The sequence below is a fragment of the Streptosporangium sp. NPDC050284 genome (assembly GCF_044459525.1).
GTDB lineage: Bacteria > Actinomycetota > Actinomycetes > Streptosporangiales > Streptosporangiaceae > Streptosporangium.
The window spans coordinates 296,130-311,639 of the sequence record NZ_JBITIZ010000003.1 but is presented as its reverse complement, the minus strand read 5'-3'; the positions used below and the strand labels follow the sequence as shown (position 1 = coordinate 311,639).

Genomic DNA, 15,510 nt, shown 5'->3' with positions numbered 1-15,510 from the left:
CGGGACGGGCTAGGCTAAGTGTTCGTGCTGGTCCTGGCCTTTGACACCGCGACCCCCGCCGTCACCGCAGCTCTGCACGACGGTGAGAGGGTCCTCGCCGAGTCGACGACGATCGACGCGCGCCGTCACGGCGAGCTGCTCGTCCCCACGATCGAGACGGCCCTGAGCGAGGCCGGGGCCTCGCTCCGCGACGTCACCGCCATCGTCGCGGGCTCGGGACCCGGCCCCTACACCGGCCTGCGGGTCGGCCTGGTGACCGCCCAGGCCCTCGCGACGTCGCTGGGCGTCCCGGCGTACGGCGTGTGCACCCTCGACGCGCTCGCGTACGGCAGCGGACCGGACGAGCCGTTCCTGGTGGCCACCGACGCCCGGCGCAAGGAGGTGTTCTGGGGCCACTACCGGGACCCGCGCACCCGGCTGTCGGGCCCCGCGGTGGACCGGCCCCAGGATCTGCCGGGAGAGCTCCCGCTGGTCGGCGCGGGCGCGCGGATGTACGCCGAGATCGTCGGCGCCTCCCGGATCCTGGACGTGCCGGAGTATCCCGGCGCGGGCGCGATGGCGGCGCTCGCCGCCGGGCGACTCGGCGAGCCGGGCGTCCGCGAGGCCGCAGAGAGCGGCACCCACCCCGTGCTCGGCCCGCCCCGGCCGATCTACCTGCGCCGGCCCGACGCCAAGGTGCCCTCGGCGCCCAAGAAGGTCTCCACGTGACGGCCGTCCTGCGCCAGATGATCGCGGACGACCTGCCCGCGGTGATGGAGGTCGAGCGGAAGACCTTTCCCGCCGACGCCTGGAGCGAGGGCATGCTCCGGGGGGAGCTCGACGACCAGCCGAGGACGAGGCACTACGTGGTGGCCCTGGTCGACGGCGTGATCGTCGGCTACGCGGGCCTCGCCGCGGCGGGAGACCAGGCCGACGTGCAGACCATCGCCGTCCTGGCCGAGTGGCGCGGGACCGGCGTCGGCGGCGCGATGCTGACCGAGCTTCTGGCCGAGGCCGCACGCAGGGGCGCCGTGTCGGTCTTCCTGGAGGTGCGCGCCGACAACCTGGGCGCGCAGGCCGTCTACGACAGGTTCGGGTTCGAGCGGATCGGCCTGCGCCGCCGCTACTACGAGGACGGCACTGACGCGATCATGATGAGGAAGGATCTCCATGCGTGACGAACCGGTGGTCCTGGGCATCGAGACCTCCTGCGACGAGACGGGAATCGGCCTCGTCAGAGGGCACACGATGCTGGCCAACGCCATCGCCTCCAGTGTCGAGCAGCACGCCCGCTTCGGCGGGGTGGTGCCCGAGGTCGCCTCCAGGGCGCACCTGGAGGCGATGACCCCGACCGTGGAGCGGGCACTGGAGCGGGCGGGCCTGCGGTTCGCCGACGTCGACGCGATCGCGGTCACCGCCGGGCCCGGCCTGTCCGGCGCGCTGCTCGTCGGCGTCGCCGCGGCCAAGGCGTACTCGCTGGGCCTGGGCGTGCCGCTGTACGGCGTCAACCACCTCGCCGCCCACGTCGCGGTGGACCAGCTGGAGCACGGAGCCCTGCCCAAGCCCTGCATCGCGATGCTGGTCTCCGGCGGGCATTCGTCACTGCTGCTGGTGCCCGACGTCGCCAGGGACGTCATCTCGCTGGGTTCCACGGTGGACGACGCCGCGGGCGAGGCGTTCGACAAGGTGGCGAGGGTGCTCGGGCTGCCGTTCCCCGGCGGGCCGCACATCGACAGGGTGGCCCGTGACGGTTCCGGCGCGGCGATCGCGTTCCCTCGCGGCAAGTACGACGACGGGACGCTCGACTTCTCCTTCTCCGGCCTGAAGACCGCCGTGGCCCGGTGGGTGGAGGCGAGGGAGAAGGCGGGTGAGCCGGTTCACGTGCCCGACGTGGCGGCGTCGTTCCAGGAGGCCGTCGTCGACGTGCTGACCCGCAAGGCGCTGCAGGCGTGCGCCAAGTACGACGTTCACGACCTGCTGATCGGCGGCGGGGTGGCGGCCAACTCCCGGCTGAGGGCGATGGCCCAGGAGCGTTGTGACGCGGCCGGTGTCCGGTTGCGGGTCCCCAGCCCCGGGTTGTGCACGGACAACGGAGCCATGGTGGCGGCCCTGGGCTCGGACCTGGTCGCGGCCGGCATCACGCCGTCGCGGCTGGACATCCCGGCCGACTCCTCGATGCCCGTCACCACCGTCCACGTCTGACGGGCCCCGCCCTCGTACGGGGATGACGTCCGGCTGAGGGCGTCCGCGCGCCCGTCGGATCCCCGCCGGGGTGTCCGCGCGCGCCCGTCGGCCGTCGCGCCCCCGCTGGGGTGTCCGCTGGGGGTGTTCGTGCGTGCGTCGGATCCCCGCCGGGGTGTCCGTGTGCGCCCGTCGGCCGTCGCGCCCCCGCTGGGCGGCGGCCGCACGGGCTCTTCCTTTTTGCGGGTTCTTCCTCCCGGAGCTCGCCCTGAGGGTTTCTCCTTCGAGGGCTCCTGCCTCCCGGAGGTTCTTCACCACGGGTGCCTCTAGACGGAGTGCAGGGTGAGCACCGGGTAGTCGGTGTAACCGCGGTGGTCGCCGCCGAAGGCCGAGCCGAAGTCGGCCTGGTTGAGCTCGGCGCCGAGGCGGAGGCGGAGCGGCAGGTCGGGGTTGGCCAGGAACGACTGGCCCAGCGAGACCAGGTCGGCGCCGCGCTCCAGCCACCGCGTGGCCCTGTCGGCCGGGTCGCCGATCGAGGGGTCGTTGACGATGAGGGTGTTCGGCCACAGCGTCTGGATCTCCTGGTTGAGCTCCTCGGAGGAACTCGCCACCAGGTGGAGATAGGCGAGGTCGAGCGCGGCGAGCTCGGAGACGAGCGCCGGGTAGACCTCGTGCATGTCGTCTTCGACCAGGTCTCCCGCGCCGTTGCCCGGCGAGAGGCGGATGCCGACCTTGGAGGCGCCGATCCGGTCCACGACCGCCCGCGCGGTCTCCACGGCGAAGCGGATCCTGTTCTCCTGCGAGCCGCCGAAGTGGTCGTCGCGCAGGTTGGCGTTCTGCGACAGGAACTGCTGGATGAGGTAGCCGTTGGCGCCGTGCAACTCGACCCCGTCGAAGCCCGCCTCCACGGCGCGCGCGGCGGCGTCGGCGAAGTCCTGGACGGTGGACTCGACCTGGGCGGTTGTCAGTTCGAGCGGGGTTTGGTAGTCCTGCAGGCCGGTGGGCGTGAAGATCTGCCCCGCCGGTCGTACGGCGGACGGCCCGAGGGGGAGCGCGCCGGTGTTGTCGGGGTGGCCGATCCGGCCGGCGTGCATGATCTGGGCGAAGATCCTGCCGCCCGCCGCGTGGACGGCGTCGGTGACCTCACGCCACCCGGCCACCTGTTCGTCGGTGTGCAACCCCGGGGTGTCCATATAGCCCTTGCCGGCCTGGCTGGGTTGGACCCCCTCTGTGATGATCAGGCCCGCCGAGGCTCGCTGGGCGTAGTAGAGGGCGGTGAGCGACGAGGGGATTCCGTCGACGTAGGCCCGGGAGCGTGTCATGGGCGCCATCACCAGGCGGTTGGGCAGCTGGAGGCCGGCGAGCGTGAACGGTGAGAACGGCATGGTGAACTCCTTTTGTTGGTTGGCCAACTTGGCTAGCCAATAAGTAGTTCTACAACTTGGTCGGCCAACATGCAAGCGGGTAGTCTCGGGGGGAGCGGAAGGACCCGACCATGGCGGAGTTGTCGATCGACGAAGAGCGCGACGTGACCGAAGAGCGAGGCACGGCACCCGAGGCCCTCTCCGGAGGAGGTGACGAGGTCGAGGCGTGCTCCTCGTCCGCCGGTGACTGCGGCGACTACGACAACGACCTCAACTGCCTGATGGCCTACGCCACTCGCGGCCACCGCGTGCTGCTCGCCGACCTCCTCGGGGAGATCGACCTCTACCCGGGCCAGGAGCGTGTGATGGGCGCGCTGTGGGACAACGGCCCACAGTCGCAGAACGCCCTGGCGAGAATCGTCGGCATCGACGTGTCCACCATGACCAAGACCCTGCAGCGCCTGGAGCGCAGCGGTTTCGTCAGTCGCAGGCCCGACCCCGCCAACCGGCGGATCAGCATCGTCGACATCACGCCCAAGGGACACGCGCTCCGCCCGGAGGTGGACCGGGTCCTCGCCGAGGTGCACCGGCGGATGACCAACGGGCTGACGGCCGAGCAGATCGACGAGCTGTCGTCCCTGCTCTCGGTGGTCAGGAACAACCTGTGCCGCGAGGCGAAGGTCGTCGAAGGCGAGGGGAGGCGCCCGGCGGCCGATGCCACGCGCTCCGGCTGACGGCGTCCGTACTTTCCGCGAGGTTCGCCCTCTCCCCGCGAGGCTCGGGTCTCCCTACGGTTTGGGCGGCGAGGGCCGGGTGGGATTTCCGGCGAGGGCCGGGCGGGATTTTTCGCGAAGGTCGAGTGGGACCGGTGAGGGCTGAGCGGGGCCGGTGAGGGCCCGGAGCGGCCCTCGGCGGAGAACCGAGATCAGTCCTTGTCGCCCCTGGTGGGGCGGAGCAACGCCTCGGCCAGGGCGAGCATGGTCTCCTCCAGGGTGCCCAGGCGGCGGGTGAGGTCGGCGTGCGCGGGCTCCACGGTCTCGCTCAGGGCCTCGGAGAGCTCGTCGCGGTCGGGCAGGGCGCGGAGCGTCTCGGCGAGAGGAGAGAGCGCCGCCTCCGCCCTGATGACGCGCTCGTCCAGGGAGTCGAAGCGCTCGCGCTGCTCGGCGGTCTGAACGCCGATGAGCGCGCCGACGCCGAGCACGGCCGGCAGGTCCTCCAGGCGCTCGTCCAGGCTCTCCAGGCGCTCTGCGGACTTCTCCGCACGCCCGTCCAGCGTGGACAGCCGGGAGTCGATGACGTCCATCCGGCAGGTGAGGCGCCCTTCGATGTCGTCGAGGCGCTCGTCGAGGGTGTCGAAGCGGCCACCGGCCGTCATGCGATGACCGTCCAGCCTGTCGATGCGGCTCTCGACGGCGGCGGCGCGCTCGTCGATCCTCGGCGCGACCAGGTCGACCCTGGCGCCCACCTGCTCGACCCTTCCGCTCACCAGGTCGACCTTGCCGTTCACCTGCTCGACGGCGGCGAGCATCCGGTCGGTGGCCGTGCCGACGGCCTGCTGGACGCTCGCCACCAGGTCGAGCATCCCCGCCTCGACGCGCCCGGTGCGCTGGGAGAGGTCGGCCACGGCCCTGTCGAGGCGGCTGAACCGGTGCGCCGCGATGCCCATGTCGGCCTGGAGCCTGCCCAGGTGCTCGGCCAGTTGCCCCACCTGCTCGTCGAGGCCCTGGGTGCCGTCGGAGATCGCCCGCAGGCGGGTGATCGCCTCGTCCATGCCCTCGCCCACGGAACCGAGGTCGGTCCACAGGCTCGGCAGCTCGCCCAGGGGGCTGACCCGGTCGCGGACGGTGTCGACGCGGCGGCCGAGGGAGTCGACCCGCTCGCCGACGGCGTCGACGTGGTCGCGTATCGCCTCGACGTGCTGGGCCAGGCCCTCGGCCCAGGAGGGCGGGCGGGCGGCGATGTCGTCCAGCCGGCCGTGGACGGACTCCAGCGTGCCGTTCAGCCCGCCGATCTCGCGCTCCCTGACCTCGCGCAGCACCCACTCCATGCCCTCCAGGCGCCGCCGGATCTCGTCGAGCACGGCCCCCTGGGTGCGCTGCTCGTAGACGTGGTCCTGTGCCGCGCGGGCGAGAAGCTCGCGCATCCGGTCGGAGATGGCGGTCTGGCCGCCTGCCTGGAGCAGGGTGTGGTCGGAGTGATCCACCGAGAGCTCCTTCGCTCGCCGACGCTCAGCCGCGCGGTTGGATTTGATGGGATTTGCTGATGAACGAGAGGGAAACGCAGGCGAGAGAGAACTCCCGCCCGGCAACCTTAGCCCCTGGATCAGGGTTTTCTGGCAGCGAGAATAAAAGAAAGGAATTGCCGGTTGGCTGGAAGAATTGACTATTTTGGCTGGTCAGATGGTGATGATCCGTCGGTCAGTCGGGGGTGCACAGGAAGGCGAACGGCCGGTCACCGATTCGGGTGAGAATGACCACCGCGGATTCCCCGCCGGAAAGTCGGAGGTCTTTCCTGAGGCGGTCGACGTCCACCGCGGAGCCACGCTTCTTGATCGTCACATTGCCGGCGCCGCGCTCGCGGAGAGCCGCCCGCAGCCGCTTGAGCGAGAACGGCAGCGTCTCGTGGACCTCGTACCGCGACGCCCACGGCGTCGGCGTCGCGGTGTCACCGGTGATGTAGGCGATCTGCGGGTCGAGCAGATGCCCGCCGACCGACGCGGCGATCTCCGCGACCAGGTGGGCGCGGATCGCCGCGCCGTCGGGCTCGTAGATGTAGCGCCCGGCGGGGCCGGTGGCGGGATCACCGAGGGCGGGGTCGGGTGTCATCGTGGCCCCCGACGGCAGGATCGTGGCCCTGCGCGCCGTCTCGCCCGCCAGCGCACCGCACCAGATCACGGCCTCCTTGACGTCGCCCCTGTACGAGACCCACTCGGCCTCCGCGCCCTCGGGGACGAACTCGTACGGGATCCCGGGGGCGACCTTCAGGCAGGCCGCCTCGGCTCCGGCCACCATCTCCAGCACGGCGGGCCAGGGCGGTGAGTACCCCATCGGGTCGAAGGTCCGACCCCGCGCGCCGCGGCGCGCGGGGTCGGCGAACAGGACGTCGAAGGCGGCCGGGTCCAGGGTGGAGGCGTCGGCGGCGCGGACCGAGACCCGGTCGCCGAAGCCCAGGGCATCGGCGTTGGCCTGGGCGATCGCGGCGGTGAGCGGGTCGGCGTCGACGGCCTCGACGGAGCACCCGGCCCTGGCCAGGGCGAGGAGGTCGCCGCCGATGCCGCAGCAGACGTCGGCGACCCGCGAGCCGGCGGGGAGGCGCCGCGCCCTGTGGTCGGCGACCTCGCGGCGGGTGGCCTGCTCCAGGCCGGTCCGGGTGAAGTACATGAGATCGGCGTCGGCGCCGAACTTCTCCCGCGCGCGCAGCCTGAGCGTCGCCTGGGTGAGCGCCGCGGAGGTCAGGTCCGCGTCGTAGATCTTCCTTAACCTCGTCACCGCCGTCATCGGGTCGTCGGCGGCGGTCTCGGCCGCGGCGCCCAGGGCCTCCTGGCCGCGCTGGGTGAGGAGTTCCCGGAATGCGTCGAGATTCACATCAGCCGACGCTACCGCCTTGACCGTAGGGCTTCGCCGAAGGGCTTCCACCTGGTTTGACGTTCGCGTGAAGCGGAGAAGGGGTGCTTCGTGTTGACTGTCAAGGCCACCTTGCATACTGTTCCGTATTGGCACTCTCCCGGTGAGAGTGCCAAATACATGCGACGAGGCAGGTCTGACACCCGCGACGGCAGACCGCTGGTCGCCTCTTCTAGATCATTCATATCTGAAGGGGAGGTCCGACGTGACGACCGCCACCAAGGTTCCCGTTAAGCCGCTCGGCGACCGCATTGTGGTCCAGCCGCTTGAGGCCGAGCAGACCACCGCTTCCGGTCTGGTCATCCCGGACACCGCCAAGGAGAAGCCGCAGGAGGGCAAGGTCCTCGCGGTGGGTCCCGGCAACTGGGACGACGAGGGCGAGAAGCGGATTCCGCTCGACGTCAAGGAGGGCGACGTGGTCCTCTACAGCAAGTACGGCGGCACCGAGGTGAAGTACAACGGCGAGGAGTATCTCGTGCTCTCCGCCCGTGACGTGCTCGCCATCATCGAGAAGTAGTTCTCGCTTCACAAAGATGACGTATCGAGCCCCGGGTCGCATGAGCGCCCGGGGCTTTGATGCGCCGACGTACTTATAGAGAGGATTGTCATGCCGAAGACCCTGTCGTTCGAGGAGGACGCGCGCCGAGCTCTCGAGCGCGGCGTGAACGCTCTCGCGGACGCGGTCAAGGTGACGCTGGGCCCGCGCGGCCGCAACGTCGTCATCGACAAGAAGTTCGGTGCGCCCACCATCACCAACGACGGTGTCACCATCGCCCGCGAGGTCGAGCTGGAGACGCCGTACGAGAACCTGGGCGCCCAGCTGGCCAAGGAAGTGGCGACCAAGACCAACGACGTCGCCGGTGACGGCACCACCACCGCGACGGTCCTGGCCCAGGCCATGGTCCGCGAGGGTCTGCGCAACGTGGCCGCCGGAGCGCAGCCGCTCTCCCTCAAGCGCGGCATCGACATCGCGGCCAGGACCGTGAGCGACCGGCTGATCGAGTCGGCCCGCCCGGTCGAGGACAAGAAGGAGATCGCGAATGTGGCGACGATCTCCGCGCAGGACGCCAAGATCGGTGAGCTGATCGCCGAGGCGTTCGACAAGGTGGGCAAGGACGGTGTCATCACCGTTGAAGAGTCCAACAGCATGGGCCTGGAGCTCGAGTTCACCGAGGGTCTCCAGTTCGACAAGGGTTACCTGTCGCCCTACATGGTGACCGACCAGGAGCGCATGGAGGCGATCCTGGAGGACCCCTACATCCTGATCACCCAGGGCAAGATCGCCTCTGTCGCGGACTTCCTGCCGCTGCTCGAGAAGATCGCGCAGACGAAGAAGGCCCTGCTGGTCATCGCCGAGGACGTCGAGGGCGAGGCCCTCGCGGTTCTCGTCACGAACAAGATCCGTGGCACCTTCACCTCCGTCGCCGTCAAGGCGCCGGGCTTCGGCGACCGCCGCAAGGCCATGCTGCAGGACATCGCCATCCTCACCGGTGGTCAGGTCGTCAGCGAGGAGATCGGCCTCAAGCTGGAGCACGTCGGCCTGGAGGTGCTGGGCACCGCCCGGCGCGTCGTCATCACCAAGGACTCCACCACCGTCGTCGACGGTGCCGGTGAGGCCGCGGCGATCGCCGACCGCGTCAAGGAGATCAAGCTCGCCATCGAGCAGTCCGACTCCGACTGGGACCGCGAGAAGCTCCAGGAGCGCCTCGCCAAGCTCTCCGGCGGCGTCTGCGTGCTCAAGGTCGGCGCGGCCACCGAGGTGGAGCTGAAGGAGAAGAAGCACCGCCTGGAGGACGCCATCTCGGCGACGCGTGCGGCGATCGAGGAGGGCATCGTCTCCGGCGGTGGCTCCGCGCTCATCCACGTCTCCAAGGTCCTCGACGACCTGGGCCTGACCGGTGACGAGGCGACCGGTGTCTCCATCGTCCGCAAGGCTCTCGTCGAGCCGGCCCGCTGGATCGCGGAGAACGCCGGCCTTGAGGGCTACGTCGTGACGGCGAAGGTCACCGAGCTGTCCGTCGGCCAGGGCTTCAACGCCGCCACCGGCGAGTACGGCGACCTGATCGCCCAGGGCGTCATCGACCCGGTCAAGGTCACCCGCTCGGCCGTCCAGAACGCCGCCTCCATCGCCGGCATGCTGCTGACGACCGAGGCCCTCGTGGTGGACAAGCCCGAGGAGGAGGCTCCGGCCGCCGGCCAGGGGCACGGCCACGGTCACGGTCACTGATTCCTCAGCGGTTCCGCACGGCTCGCGTCTCGAAGGAGGCGCGAGCCGTTCGCGTTTCGCGGTAAACCGAAAACGATCTCAAGCGTCATGTCGGGCGGAAGACCAAACGCGGTTCTAGCGAATAGACGACATATTTGGCAATCGAATGAAATATTTGCACATTCTGTAGTCGTTGCCGTCACCGTTTGATTACGCCCCGTTACTCCGCCTCAATGTGACCAATCCGTAGCCGTTTGCGATGACGATAGTCACTATCAGGGCGGGCATCATGCCTAACGTGACCGAGGGATGCGTCGCCGACGCCAAAAATGGGGTGAGGCTTGCGACGAGGTCTGATGGGGTCGCCCACAGGGATGATCTCAAGGATCTGACAAGCCTCGCCGTTCAGGGGGATCGCACCGCGATCGAATCTCTGATCGCGCAACTGCGGCCGATGGTCGTCCGATATTGCCGTGGTCGTCTGGGCCGGGTTTCCGGCCAGTATCACATCGCGGACGACGTGGCCCAGGAAGTATGCATAGCGGTGCTGTCCGCGCTGCCCCGATACCGTGACATGGGACGCCCGTTCGCGTCCTTCGTCTTCGGTATCGCGTCTCACAAGGTGGCCGACGCGCTGCGCAGCTCCGTGCGATCCGCCGTGCCCACCCAGGACCTTCCGGACGGGCCCGACGAGGGGCCGGGGCCCGAGGAGACGGTGGTGCGTTACATCGAGGCCGAACACGCCCGCCGTCTGCTGTCCAGGCTGCCCGACAACCAACGCGAGCTGCTCATGCTTCGAGTGGTGTCGGGTCTTTCCGCCGAGGAGACCGGTAATGTACTCGGCATGTCACCAGGTGCGGTTCGTGTGGCCCAGCACAGGGCGCTCGCCCGGTTGCGAGCGATGGCGGAGCTGGAGTCGATAGCTTGACCGCGGAGCCGTCGAAGAGGGGGCGCGAGCGGAAGCCCGAGCCGCGGGACGGGGATCGCGACGACCCGGAGCGAGAACGATCATGACAACGGTTCACCCGCGCCGTCCGGTTCGTAGATACGGGCCGGACGAGGACCCGGCGGTAGCCGAGACCGACGAGCTCGTGGAAGCGCTCTCGGGCAGGACGTCCGTCTCCACCTCGGACGTCGCGGTCGCGCTGCTGGCGGCCCTGATCGACGACGTGGATCAGCGGTGTTCTTCGGTGTCGATCACGCCGTCCACGTAGCCACGGGCGTATTCCCAGCTCACGTAGTCGGTGGGGTTGGGCTGGTAGGCGGGCTCGTGCACCTGGGGCTGGCCGTTCTCGATCATCTGGCGCAGGTTGCCGCGCAGCAGCTCCCAGTCGAAGTAGTGCTGCTCTCCGCATTCGGGACAATCGAGCACCAGGCCGAGCACGCCCTGAGGCTCCAGCAGCGAACGGAAGACCTCCACGTCGGCGAGGTCGGTCATGGCCTCGTCGCGCTCGTCCGTCGTCAGGGGCTCGGGATCGTCGACATCGCCCAGCGCCGCCGCCGGGTCGTCGGGGTCATCCGCGAATGGGTCGCGAGGGACATCGTCGAGCACGATCCCACCTTATGGCCTGGATGTGACAGACGGGTTCCGAACTGTATGAGTAGGACGCTTCAGGACAGTGCGGGCAACTTGGAGACGCCGAAGGCCCCGGCGGTAGGGGCGAAGGTCCAGGCGGCAGGGGGGACCCCGGGGGAGCCCGAGTGCGGCAGCCGTGCCGGAAGGCCCAGGTGAGCCCAGGTGAGCTCGGGTGAGCCTAGGTGAGCCAGCCGCGCCGGGAGGCCTCCACCCCCGCCTGGAACCGCGACTGCGCCCCCAGTTCGGCCATGGCGTCGGCGAACCTGGCACGCACCGTGCGGACCGAGACGCCCAGCTGCCGGGCGATCATCTCGTCGGTGACGCCCTGGCCGGCCAGTCGCAGCACCCGGACCACCCCGTCGTCGCGGTGGGTCCAGGGCAGGCGGGCGGCACGGGCCCACAGCTCCTCGAAGAGCGAGCGCAGCGCGGCCACCACGACGGGAGCCCTCACCAGGTGGAAGTTGTAGGCGTTCTCGGGCAGCGTGCCACCCCACTGGGCGGGCATGCCCGCGGCGTCGTCCCCCGCGATGAGAAACCAGCTCGGCACCGTGTCGAGGGTGCGCACCTCGGCTCCCGCCTGCTCGAACTGGTCCAGCTTGTCGCGCAGGCCGGGGATCTCCAGGGTGTGGACCGGGATGGTGACCCGGCAGGAGAGCAGGCCGTCGCGCTGGGCCGCGATCCACTGGTCGGCGTAGCGGTGTGCGAAGTCGCTCATCGTCCGCCTGTCGGGGATGCCCGACATCAGCTTCAGCGGCGGAGCCTGGACCGCCATGCCGATCACGCTCTCGTAGAGCTCGTCCGCCCCTCCGACCAGGTCCACGGAGAACTGGCCGGTCTGGTAGTCGCGCCCGGCGTCGTACTGGTGGATGAAGCCGCGGATCGAGCCGAGCACGGTGTCGATCCTGCGGCTCTCGGCGGCGAGCCGGTCCAGCCTCTCCGCGACCAGGTGGCCGAGGGCCGCGGCCGGGTGGCGGGCGAGGTACTCACCCCCCTGCTCGTCGACGACTCCCAGCCGTACCAGGGTGGCCAGCTCACGGCCGATCGGCTCGGGCGAGCCGTTGGTGGCCTGGGCGAGTTCGGCGCAGGTGGCGCGGTGCAGGCGCAGGACCGCGTTGTAGAGGGTCGTCTGGGCCGGGGTGAGCCCCAGGGTTTCCAGCGGATCGGGCAGTGCGGGGGTGTCTGTGCGCATCGGTGAGGGACTCCTGCAGGTACACGAGGTCTGGCGAGGATAACCCGGCGAATCATCCCTGTCCGGGCGTTGCTTCTACTCGCATGCCCTCGTGTGCAGCTTCGTGCAATTGCACGTTTGGACATTGCGAGACGAACGCATCGTGACTCACCCTTGACGCAGCGTCGACAAAGGCGCGGATCACATCACCATCCGGATATGGAGGGGGGCCGGTGGTGTCAAGGCGTCCCCGCGCCGACGCCGGTGATCCGAGGGACCGAGCGGATCACCGACCGCTCGGTCCCTCGCTTTCCCTTTCCTCCCCGTTTTGCCCGGGGGGCCCGTCTTTCCCCCGGGCCCCCCGGCCCCCTCTTCTCTCCGCGGTTCACCTGTCTCGCCTTTTTCCCCCGGGTCCACCGGGTTTGGCGCCAGACTCTAAACTGTGACCCGGGGGTCGGCGCCTTTCCCCGTCATGAGAGCGCCGCGGCAGGAGGATTGCAGATGGCCAAGTTCACCGAGCCGGGGTTCACGTTCGACGACGTGCTCCTCGTTCCCGCGTATTCGGACCTGCAGCCGGGGCAGGCCGATACCACCACGCGGCTGTCTCGGGGCATCACCCTGCGGATCCCACTGGTCTCGGCGGCGATGGACACGGTGACCGAGGCCCGCATGGCGGTGGCGATGGCACGCCAGGGCGGCATCGGCGTCCTGCACCGCAACCTGTCGATCGAGGACCAGGCCCAGCAGGCCGACCTCGTCAAGCGCTCGGAGGCCGGGATGGTCACCAACCCGGTCACCTGCTCCCCGGACGAGACGCTGGCCGACGTCGAACGCCTGTGCGCGACGTACCGGATCTCCGGCGTCCCGGTGACCGACGAGAGCGGTGTGCTCGTCGGCATCGTCACCAACCGTGACATGCGCTTCGAGACCGACGAGAACCGTCCGGTGCGCGAGGTCATGACCCCGATGCCGCTGGTCACCGCGCCGGTCGGGGTCTCCACCGACGACGCGTTCGACCTGCTCAGGCAGAACAAGATCGAGAAGCTCCCGCTGGTCGACGCCGGAGGGCGGCTGCGCGGGCTCATCACCGTCAAGGACTTCACCAAGAGCGAGCAGTATCCCCTCGCCACCAAGGACGCCGACGGCCGGCTCGTCGTGGGGGCGGCCGTCGGCGTCGGGGGCGACGCCGAGAAGCGGGCGATGGCGCTGATCGAGGCCGGGGTCGACGTGATCGTGGTGGACGTGGCGCACGGTCACTCCAAGGGCCTCGCCGACATGATCGCCAAGATCAAGTCCAACAGCCGGGTCGACGTGATCGGTGGCAACATCGCCACCCGCGCGGGCGCCCAGATGCTCGTCGACGCCGGGGTCGACGCGGTCAAGGTCGGCGTCGGGCCGGGCTCCATCTGCACCACCCGAGTGGTCGCCGGTGTCGGCGCCCCACAGGTGACGGCGATCCACGAGGCCTCGCTGGCCGCGGGCCCCGCCGGGGTCCCGGTGATCGGCGACGGCGGCCTGCAGTACTCGGGCGACATCGTCAAGGCCATCGCGGCCGGGGCCGACACGGTCATGCTCGGCTCCCTCCTGGCGGGCTGTGAGGAGTCCCCGGGTGAGCTGATCTTCATCAACGGCAAGCAGTTCAAGTCGTACCGGGGGATGGGGTCGCTCGGCGCGGTCCGCAACCGCGAGCGCGGCGGCGCCTCCTTCAGCAAGGACCGCTACGCCCAGGGCGACGTCGGCCACGAGGACAAGTTCATCCCCGAGGGCATCGAGGGGCAGGTCCCCTATCGCGGCCCGGTCGCCGCGGTGGCCCACCAGCTCATCGGGGGCCTGCGCCAGGGCATGTGGTACTCCGGGTGCCGTACGGTCGCCGAGATGCACGAGCGGTGCGAGCTGATGCCGATCACGGCGGCGGGCCTCAAGGAGAGCCACCCGCACGACATCCAGATGACGGTCGAGGCTCCCAACTACCACGGTCGCTAGGGCGGCGCGCGCCGCTCACGCGGGAGAACGTGGCGTGCGCCCCGCACGCACGAGACGCCGCGCGTACGGCCGTACCGCAGGGAACCGGCGTGCGGGGCGCACGCATGGAACACGGCGTGCGGGGCGCACGCATGGAACACGGCGTGCGGGGCGCACGCATGGAACACGGCGTGCGGGGCGCACGCATGGAACACGGCGTGCGCTGTGCGCGCACGAAACGGGAAAGATAGGCATATGACTCAGGTAGAGATCGGCCGCGGCAAGAACGGCCGTCGTGCCTACGCGCTCGACGAGATCGGCATCGTTCCCTCCCGTCGCACCCGCGACCCGGAGGAGGTCTCGATCGCCTGGCAGATCGACGCCTACCGCTTCGAGCTGCCCGTCGTGGTGAGCCCGATGGACAGCGTGGTCTCACCGAAGACCGCCATCGAGGTCGGCAGGCTCGGCGGTCTCGCCGTGCTCGACCTCGAAGGGCTGTGGACCAGGTACGACGACCCGATGCCCCTGCTGGAAGAGGTGGCAGAGCTCAAGGGTGCGCCCGCCACGAAGCGGCTGCAGGAGATCTACGACGCGCCGATCAAGGAGGAGCTGATCGGCCGCCGCATCGAGGAGATCCGCGCCGCCGGGGTGGCGACGGCCGTCCGGCTGTCCCCGCAGCGCACGGTCCAGTACCACAAGGCCGTCATCGACGCGGGCGTGGACATCTTCGTGATCCGCGGCACCACGGTCTCGGCCGAGCACGTCTCCGGCAGGGCCGAGCCGCTCAACCTCAAGCAGTTCATCTACGAACTCGACGTGCCCGTCGTCGTCGGAGGGTGCGCCACCTACACCGCGGCGCTGCACCTGATGCGGACCGGCGCGGCCGGGGTGCTCGTCGGCTTCGGCGGCGGCGCCTCGCACACCACCCGCACGGTGCTGGGCGTGGTGGTGCCGATGGCCACCGCGATCTCCGACGTCGCCGCCGCCCGCCGCGACTACATGGACGAGTCCGGTGGCCGTTACGTCCACGTCATCGCAGACGGCGGCATGGGCACCTCCGGCGACATCGCCAAGGCGATCGCCGTGGGCGCGGACGCGGTCATGGTCGGCTCGCCGCTGGCGAGGGCCGTCGAGGCTCCCGGCCGGGGCTTCCACTGGGGGTCCGAGGCGCAGCACCCCGAGCTGCCCAGGGGCAAGCGGGTCGAGTTCGGCACGGTCGGCACGCTGGAGCAGATCCTGCACGGCCCCTCCTCGGTCGCCGACGGCTCGATGAACCTGATGGGCGCGCTCAGGCGCACGATGGCCACCGCCGGATACTCCGACCTCAAGGAGTTCCAGCGGGTCGAGGTCGTCGTCGCTCCGCAGGGCTGACCTTCTCGCGAGGGCGGGGCCGGACCGCACGCCGGCTCCCGTGAGGTCGATCCTCGTGGCGGCACCGCAGGTCGGATGGC

The 15,510-nt window shown here is 70.0% G+C and carries 15 protein-coding genes; 10 read left to right on the top strand and 5 right to left on the bottom strand.

What is annotated here, in order from left to right; genetic code table 11:
- Positions 1-24 precede the first annotated feature (24 nt).
- Genes tsaB through tsaD form a run of 3 tightly spaced genes read left to right on the top strand, consistent with a single transcriptional unit; the run spans position 25 to position 2,181 of the window.
- The gene (gene tsaB, locus ACIBH4_RS08985) at positions 25-708 is read left to right on the top strand and encodes a tRNA (adenosine(37)-N6)-threonylcarbamoyltransferase complex dimerization subunit type 1 TsaB (RefSeq protein WP_362763227.1); all 684 of its coding nucleotides are present in this window, start codon (positions 25-27) and stop codon (positions 706-708) included.
- Positions 709-725: 17 nt separating this feature from the next.
- On the top strand, positions 726-1,157 hold the full coding sequence (gene rimI / locus ACIBH4_RS08980) for a ribosomal protein S18-alanine N-acetyltransferase (protein WP_362503920.1): 432 nt from the start codon (positions 726-728) through the stop codon (positions 1,155-1,157).
- A complete protein-coding gene (tsaD, locus tag ACIBH4_RS08975) occupies positions 1,150-2,181 on the top strand; it encodes a tRNA (adenosine(37)-N6)-threonylcarbamoyltransferase complex transferase subunit TsaD (protein ID WP_362502922.1) in 1,032 nt (343 codons plus the stop codon). The genes rimI and tsaD overlap by 8 nt, the downstream gene beginning before the upstream one ends.
- 305 nt (positions 2,182-2,486) lie before the next feature.
- Here tsaD and ACIBH4_RS08970 read toward each other — a convergent pair whose 3' ends face one another.
- Positions 2,487-3,545 (bottom strand): alkene reductase, encoded by a 1,059-nt coding sequence (locus tag ACIBH4_RS08970; RefSeq protein WP_362502919.1) that lies wholly within the window; start codon positions 3,543-3,545, stop codon positions 2,487-2,489.
- Positions 3,546-3,655: 110 nt separating this feature from the next.
- Here ACIBH4_RS08970 and ACIBH4_RS08965 point away from each other — a divergent pair, with 110 nt between their 5' ends.
- On the top strand, positions 3,656-4,258 hold the full coding sequence (locus ACIBH4_RS08965; RefSeq protein ID WP_362762951.1) for a MarR family transcriptional regulator: 603 nt from the start codon (positions 3,656-3,658) through the stop codon (positions 4,256-4,258).
- A 191-nt stretch (positions 4,259-4,449) separates the two neighbouring features.
- On the opposite strand, the gene ACIBH4_RS08960 is transcribed toward ACIBH4_RS08965, so the two are convergent.
- Together ACIBH4_RS08960 and ACIBH4_RS08955 are read right to left on the bottom strand one after the other, a co-directional pair.
- Positions 4,450-5,727, bottom strand: coding sequence for a hypothetical protein (locus ACIBH4_RS08960; protein ID WP_362762954.1), 1,278 nt, complete (start codon positions 5,725-5,727; stop codon positions 4,450-4,452).
- 214 nt (positions 5,728-5,941) lie between these two features.
- Positions 5,942-7,108, bottom strand: coding sequence for a class I SAM-dependent methyltransferase (locus tag ACIBH4_RS08955; RefSeq protein WP_362502911.1), 1,167 nt, complete (start codon positions 7,106-7,108; stop codon positions 5,942-5,944).
- A gap of 244 nt (positions 7,109-7,352) precedes the next feature.
- On the opposite strand from ACIBH4_RS08955, the gene groES reads away from it, so the two are divergent.
- From groES to ACIBH4_RS08935, 4 genes are all read left to right on the top strand, one after another.
- Positions 7,353-7,664, top strand: a complete 312-nt coding sequence (gene groES / locus ACIBH4_RS08950) for a co-chaperone GroES (protein ID WP_030912806.1) — start codon at positions 7,353-7,355, stop codon at positions 7,662-7,664.
- A 90-nt stretch (positions 7,665-7,754) separates the two neighbouring features.
- Positions 7,755-9,374 (top strand): chaperonin GroEL, encoded by a 1,620-nt coding sequence (gene groL, locus ACIBH4_RS08945; RefSeq protein WP_350943337.1) that lies wholly within the window; start codon positions 7,755-7,757, stop codon positions 9,372-9,374.
- A gap of 268 nt (positions 9,375-9,642) precedes the next feature.
- The gene (locus tag ACIBH4_RS08940; RefSeq protein ID WP_329090055.1) at positions 9,643-10,281 is read left to right on the top strand and encodes a sigma-70 family RNA polymerase sigma factor; all 639 of its coding nucleotides are present in this window, start codon (positions 9,643-9,645) and stop codon (positions 10,279-10,281) included.
- An 82-nt stretch (positions 10,282-10,363) separates the two neighbouring features.
- The gene (locus ACIBH4_RS08935) at positions 10,364-10,567 is read left to right on the top strand and encodes a hypothetical protein (RefSeq protein ID WP_362502904.1); all 204 of its coding nucleotides are present in this window, start codon (positions 10,364-10,366) and stop codon (positions 10,565-10,567) included.
- On the opposite strand, the gene ACIBH4_RS08930 is transcribed toward ACIBH4_RS08935, so the two are convergent.
- Together ACIBH4_RS08930 and ACIBH4_RS08925 are read right to left on the bottom strand one after the other, a co-directional pair.
- Positions 10,528-10,905 (bottom strand): DUF5319 family protein, encoded by a 378-nt coding sequence (locus tag ACIBH4_RS08930; RefSeq protein WP_362502901.1) that lies wholly within the window; start codon positions 10,903-10,905, stop codon positions 10,528-10,530. The two genes, ACIBH4_RS08935 and ACIBH4_RS08930, sit on opposite strands and share 40 nt — an antisense overlap.
- Positions 10,906-11,107: 202 nt before the next feature.
- Positions 11,108-12,118 (bottom strand): helix-turn-helix transcriptional regulator, encoded by a 1,011-nt coding sequence (locus ACIBH4_RS08925; protein ID WP_362502898.1) that lies wholly within the window; start codon positions 12,116-12,118, stop codon positions 11,108-11,110.
- Between the two features lie 480 nt (positions 12,119-12,598).
- Between ACIBH4_RS08925 and guaB the strand changes: the two genes are divergently transcribed.
- Together guaB and ACIBH4_RS08915 are read left to right on the top strand one after the other, a co-directional pair.
- The gene (gene guaB / locus ACIBH4_RS08920; RefSeq protein ID WP_362502895.1) at positions 12,599-14,080 is read left to right on the top strand and encodes an IMP dehydrogenase; all 1,482 of its coding nucleotides are present in this window, start codon (positions 12,599-12,601) and stop codon (positions 14,078-14,080) included.
- A 234-nt stretch (positions 14,081-14,314) separates the two neighbouring features.
- The gene (locus ACIBH4_RS08915) at positions 14,315-15,430 is read left to right on the top strand and encodes a GuaB3 family IMP dehydrogenase-related protein (RefSeq protein WP_362502892.1); all 1,116 of its coding nucleotides are present in this window, start codon (positions 14,315-14,317) and stop codon (positions 15,428-15,430) included.
- The last annotated feature ends 80 nt before the right edge of the window (positions 15,431-15,510 follow it).